Origin of the sequence: Jiangella asiatica, assembly GCF_004349065.1 — a bacterium.
Taxonomy (GTDB): domain Bacteria; phylum Actinomycetota; class Actinomycetes; order Jiangellales; family Jiangellaceae; genus Jiangella; species Jiangella asiatica.
Map to the genome: position 1 here is coordinate 1 of NZ_SMKZ01000104.1, position 6,459 is coordinate 6,459.

Genomic DNA, 6,459 nt, shown 5'->3' on the forward strand with positions numbered 1-6,459 from the left:
ACGACACCCCCGCCGGCACCTCGTTGCGCAGCCCGGCGTCCAGCTCGTAACCCAGCTGCACCAACGCCAGCACCTCGGACTCACCCGACGGACGACCCGACCGGAACCCCCACGTCGTCTCGGTGTGCGTCCACAGGTCGGAGAAGTTGGCCGCGCCGCTGGTGACCGAGAGCGACAGCTCGAAGTCCGCCTCCTCCGCGGGCACCGTGAACTGCGCCTCCGACCACGGCGCCGTGCCAACGACCTCCCCGTCGCGGCGCAGCGTCAGCTCCGAGGCGTCGCCGGCCTGCTCGTAGATGAAGCCGTAGCGGGCCGGGCCGTACAGGTAGTGCGGGATCGCGATGCGGATCGCGTCGCGGAACCGGGCCGCCGGCAGGCCGTACTCCTCCGAGCCGGTGAGCGCCGGCGTACCCGGCGCCACCAGCGGTCCCCACCACAGCTGCTCGGTGGTCGACCCGGTCTCGTACGGATCGATCGACGACCACGTCCAGTAGAGGCTGGGGAACTCCTGGTGCGGCTGGCCGAAGCGCTGCCACTCGACGCCCTCGCTGCTGATGTATTCGGTGCGATGCACGGGCCCGTTGCGCGCAATGCTCAGGCCGTTGCCCAGCGTCCCCGACCCGACGTACGACGCCCACAGCTCGGTGCGGTTCATCTGCTCGGAGACGTCGCGGTACTCCGACTCGACGACCGCCAGCGGTGTCTCGGCCGCGTCGTAGGTGATGCCGCCCGGGATGCCGCCGTCCTCGGTGAACGCCAGCTCGTAGTTGTAGGTCGAGTCGCGCAAACCGACGACGTCGAGGACGAGGTCCGGGTCGGCTGCCAGCGCCGCCCGCAGCTGGTCGCCGGTCTCGCCGGCCACCGAGTACGACGGCTGCGAGCCCAGCCAGATGGTCTGCCTCCAGACGCCGGGCTCGTCGTTCGCGACGAGCAGCAGTGCGGCACCGGCGGCGCGCGCCAGCTCCAGCTGCTCGTTCGTCTCGTTCCAACCGCCGCGCCGGGTGGCCAAGGCGACCTTGCCGTCGACGTCGGCGGCGGCGAACTCGGCGGCGGTGCCGGTGCCCACGTCCACCAGCGGCAACGGTCCCTCGCCGACATACGGGTTCTCGTCGGAGATCAGCGCCGGGTACGGGTCGAGCTGGAACCCGTCGTCGCCCGGCACGGTCACGGTGAGCAGCGGCTGCACGAGCTGCCAGGTGGTGCTGAACTCGAACGTCCCGGTGCGTGGCTTCGCACTCGGGATCGCGTACAGGTGCGGCTCGAACCAGTTGTCCCCCAGCATCCGCGTCATCGACTGCTCGCCGACCTCGCGGCGCCAGTTGATCGTGACGTCCTCCAGATCGGTCTCCAGCGGGGTGACCACCTCGATCAGCTCGCCGTCGCGGGCGTCATAGTGCAGCGACACGTCCTCGTCGACGGTCAGCTCCGGCTCTCCCACGACGGTGTCGCTGGTGGTCAGCGTCCCGCTGCCGGGCGTCTCGACCGAGCCGATCAGCGTGTAGAGGCCTTCGGGCAGCTCGATCTCGGCGGTGCCGGCTCGTATGAAGCCCCGCTTCCACTCCCCGGTCTCGGTGTTCCAGAGGTCGATCGGGCCTTTGGCCGGTTCGCCGGCACGGTCCGTCGCGGTCACGGTCACGGTGTGCACCGGCCGCTCGACGGTGAAGTAGACCACGCTGTGCAGCTCGACGTCGCGGTTGCGCGGGTCGGTGGCGACGATCTGGCCGGTGTAGGTGCCGCCCACGCTCGCCGACGCGGCGACCTGCACCTCGGTGGTGGCGCTGCCGCCGGCCGGGATCGACAGGACGCTGTCGCTGAGGCGCAGTGCCGGGGTCACCTGGCCCGAGCCCGGGCGGGTCACCTCGGTGGTCAGCCGCAGGGTGATCCGTTCGTCGGTCGGGTTGTGATAGGTCAGCATCTGGCTCACGGACGGGTCGTCCATGCCGAGGTAGCCGAGGTCGACGACGCCGTGGTCGACGCTGGCGGCATCGGCCGTCGCGGAGGCGAGGTCGATGCGGCCGGCGCCCTGGAACGTCACCGGCTGGTCCTCCAGCGCCACGCTGCTGGAGATGAGCCGCTCCTTGATCTGCTCGCCGTCCCAGCCGGCGTGCTGCTGGGCGACGATGGCGGCGGCTCCGGCGACGTGCGGGGTCGCCATCGATGTGCCGTTCATCGAGGTGTAGTGCTCGTCGAGCAGGTTGCCCAGCGAGGTGCCGGCGGCGCGGGCGGCGACGATGCCCACGCCCGGCGCCACGACCTCCGGCTTCACCGCGTCGTCACCGCGCCGAGGCCCGCGCGCGGAGAAGGACGCCGGCTGGTCCTGCTTGTCGACCGCGCCGACGGTCAGCGCGGACGTCGCCGCGCCCGGCGACGCGACGGTGCCCTCGGCCGGCCCCAGGTTGCCGGCCGCGACGACGAACAACGTGTCCGAGGACTCGCTCAGCCGGTTCACCGCCTGGCTCAGCGGGTCGGTGCCGTCGGTGGCGTAGTTGGTGCCGAGGCTCATGTTGATGACGTCGGCGCCCTGCGCGACCGCCCACTCCATGCCGGCGATGATCCAGTCCTCGTACCCGCTGCCGCCGGTGTCGAGGACCTTCCCGATCAGCAGGTCCGCGCCCGGCGCCACACCGCGGTTGGCGCCACCGGACGCAGCCCCGGTGCCGGCCACCGTCGCCGCCACGTGGGTGCCGTGCCCGTGCCCGTCGACACCGGTCCGGCCTTCGGGGTCCACGTCCTCGGTGAAGTTCGCCGCGCCGACCACCTGCCCGGCGAGGTCGGGATGGGTCGGGTCCCAGCCGGTGTCCAAGACGGCCACCGTGGTGCCCGTGCCGTCGTACCCGGCCTCCCACGCCGCCGGCGCGCCGACCTGCGAGACACTGTCGTCCAGGGTCGCCTCGACCCGGCCGTTGAGCCAGACCTGACCGATCGTGCCCGCCTCCAGCTGCGCCCAGACGGTGCCGACCTCCGCCTTGGGCGCTGTGACGGCGACGGCGTCGATGCTGGCGAGCTCGCGTACGGCCCGGGTGCCCGCCGGAGCGTCGGGCACGCTGCGGATTCCGGGACCGTCCGGCGCCGCCAGCAGTAGGGGAAGCTCGGCCGTCGCGGCGTCGTGGTAGCCCTCCTGGGCCAGGTACGTGACGTCGAACAGCCGCTCGTCGAGCGCGCCGGACTCTAGGTGCGGCACCGCCTCCTCGGGCACGACGTGCACGTGCCCGTCGAGCTCGGCGATGCGCGGCTCCCGGCTGTCGGCCGTGTCCGCGCCGTCGGCGGGTTCCTCGACCCACGCGGCCTGCCGTCCGTCCGGCGCGATGTGCAACGTCACGACGTCGCCGGTGAGCAGCGTGAGCTGGTAGGTCTGCCCCGCGCCCGACGTCGCCGCGGCCTGCGACGCACTCGACGGCTGCACGTCGGCCGGCTGTGCCACGCTGGCCGGCGCCGCGGCACCGAGCCCGATCACCGCGGCCGCCGCCAGCAACGACAGCGGCGCTCTGGACCATTTGCGGTTCGGATCGCTCATGTCTCTCCCTCGCCTCGGTCCGCGCATGTCAGGGCTGGCCGATCCGCCAGGCCCGGTCGATCTGCTGCGTCATCGCGTTGCCATCGGCGTCGGTCACCTCGACCCGGACCGACGCGAACCCCGGGTCCGCCGCCGGCACCTGTGCCTGGACCGCGTCGTCCTCGCCGGCCGGCGTCACCGGCACGGCCTGCCAGCTGGCGCCGTCGTCGAAGGACACCTCGACGGCCACCTCGAACTCGCCGGGCCCGGTCGCGCCCGGCTGGTACTGCGGCGTCACCGCCATCGGGTACGGCTCGCCCGCCGGCATCTCGTCGTAGAGGCCGACGTCGAGCCCGTAGTCGGCCTGGACCAGCGGCAGCACCACGCCCTCGTCCCCGGCGCGCTCGGACTCGAACCGCCAGGTCGTGTCCGTCGACACCGACAGGTCCGACCAGTAGTCCGCGTCGTTCTCGACCTGGACCCGCAGCTCCAGCTCCGTCGACTCCGGCGGGACGGTGAACTGCGACGGGAACGCCGACGCGTTCGACGTCCCGACCAGCTCTCCGTCGCTGTGCAGGGTCAGCTCGAACTCCTCGCCCGGCGTGTTGCCCGCGCCGCGCATCGTGTCGTCGCCGAAGCGGTGCGGCGGGACCAGGGCCCGGATCGCGTCACGGAATCGCGAGACCGGCAGGCCGTACTGCTCCAGCCCGGTGACCGGCGGGACGGACGGCCGGGTCAGCGGTCCCCACCAGTCCTGCTCGTACTCCACGCCGGGCTCGTACCGCTCGGCCGGCGAGTTGACCGTGAACGCCACCGGCGACCAGTGCGGCCGCCCGTCGCGCTGCCATTCCAGGCCGTCGGTGCTCAGGTAGTCGGTGCGCTCGACGGGTCCGTTGCGCACCAGGGTCATGCTCACGCCGAGCAGCGAACCCTCCGTGAACGGCCGCCACGACTCGCGGTTCACCTGCTGGTCCGAGGACTGGTGGTACGTCCCGTGGACGGCGGCCAGGTCGTCGTGGTCGGCGGTGTAGGAGCGTGCGTCCGGCAGGCCGTCGTCCTCGGTGAACACCAGCCGGTACGAGTACGTCGCGTCTGGCACGTCGGCCGACAGCGGCTGGTCCAGCTGCCAGGCCGTCGTCACGTCGAACGTGCCGTCGCGTGCGGGATCGCTCGCCAGGAAGTAGAGCGGCCGGTCCGCGGTCACGTCGGCCAGTTCACTGGTCACGGACTCGCCACCGATCTCGCGCGTCCACAGCACCTGGCCCCTCGTCAGGGTGGTGGGCAGCGGCGTGTCCACCGTCACCGGTCCGGCCTCGCGGGCGTCGTAGGCGATCGTCGTGTCGCGGCCGACCACGAGCTGCGGGTCGGCGGCGACGGTGACGCTGGTGGCGTCGATGAAGGCGCCGTCCTGGATGGACGCGGTGACCGAGTAGATGCCCTCGAACACCTCGAAGGTGGCGACGCCGTCGGAGAAGAAGCCGCGCGTGCCCTCCCAGGTGTCGACGTTCCACACGTCGACCGGGCCGTGCGCCGGTTCTCCGTCACGGTCGACGGCGGTGACGGTCAGAGTGTGCCGGGGCGCCTCGACGGCGAACGACACCAGCGTGCCGATGGTCGTGGACCGGTCGCGCGTGTCGGTCGCGACGACGTAGCCCTCGTAGGAGCCGCCGTCCAGTCCGCTCGGCGAGACCTGCACCTGGGTGCTGGCCTGCCCGCCCGGCGGGATCGACAGCACCGGCTGACGCAGCCGGATCGGCGATCTCGCGTCGTCGCCCGGGCCGGTCCGGTCCGCCTCCGTCGTGAGCCGCAGCGTCACCCGCTCGTCCGTGGGGTTGGTGAACGTCAGCGTCCCGACGGCCGTGTCGTCCTCGAAGTGCAGGAGGCCGAAGTCCAGGACGCCCGCGTCGACGACGGCGGACTCGCCCACCGCCGCCGCGATGTCGAGGCGGCCGGCGCCCTGGACGGTGGCCGCCACCTCTTCGAGCGGGATGGTGGTCGTGACCAGGCGGGCCTTGAGTTGCTCGCCGTCCCATTCCGGGTGCTGCTGGGCCAGGATGGCGGCGGCCCCGGCGACGTGCGGAGTGGCCATCGACGTGCCGTCGAGCGAGGTGTAGTGCTCGTCGAGCAGGTTGCCCAGCGAGGTGCCGGCGGCGCGGGCAGCGACCACGCCGACACCGGGAGCGACGATCTCCGGCTTGATGAGGCCGTCGAGCCGCGGCCCGCGGGAGGAGAAGTCCGCGGGCTGGTCGTCCTCGTCCACAGCGCCGACCGTGAGCGCCGACTCCGCCGCGCCCGGGCCCCCGATGGTGCTCTCCATCGGGCCGGTGTTGCCGGCCGCGACGACGAACAGTGCGTCGGAGCTGGCACTGAGCCGGTCGGCGGCCAGGCTGAGCGGGTCGGTGCCGTCGCTGGGGTCGGGATGGCCGAGGCTCATGTTGATGACGTCGGCGCCCTGCGCGACCGCCCACTCCATGCCGGCGATGATCCAGTCCTCGTACCCGCTGCCGCCGGTGTCGAGGACCTTCCCGATCAGCAGGTCCGCGCCCGGCGCCACACCGCGGTTGGCGCCACCGGACGCAGCCCCGGTGCCGGCCACCGTCGCCGCCACGTGGGTGCCGTGCCCGTGCCCGTCGACACCGGTCCGGCCTTCGGGGTCCACGTCCTCGGTGAAGTTCGCCGCGCCGACCACCTGCCCGGCGAGGTCGGGATGGGTCGGGTCCCAGCCGGTGTCCAAGACGGCCACCGTGGTGCCCGTGCCGTCGTACCCGGCCTCCCACGCCGCCGGCGCGCCGACCTGCGAGACACTGTCGTCCAGGGTCGCCTCGACCCGGCCGTTGAGCCAGACCTGACCGATCGTGCCCGCCTCCAGCTGCGCCCAGACGGTGCCGACCTCCGCCTTGGGCGCTGTGACGGCGACGGCGTCGATGCTGGCGAGCTCGCGTACGGCCCGGGTGCCCGCCGGAGCG

General features: G+C 72.7%; 2 protein-coding genes. Both read right to left on the reverse strand.

The window, feature by feature from the left end; genetic code table 11:
- On the reverse strand, nucleotides 1–3,514 hold a 3,514-nt coding region (locus tag E1269_RS31735), incomplete at its 3' end, for a S8 family peptidase (RefSeq protein ID WP_162606724.1).
- Nucleotides 3,515–3,542: 28 nt separating this feature from the next.
- Nucleotides 3,543–6,459: S8 family serine peptidase (locus tag E1269_RS31740; protein WP_131902213.1), on the reverse strand; the 2,917-nt coding region annotated here is incomplete at its 5' end.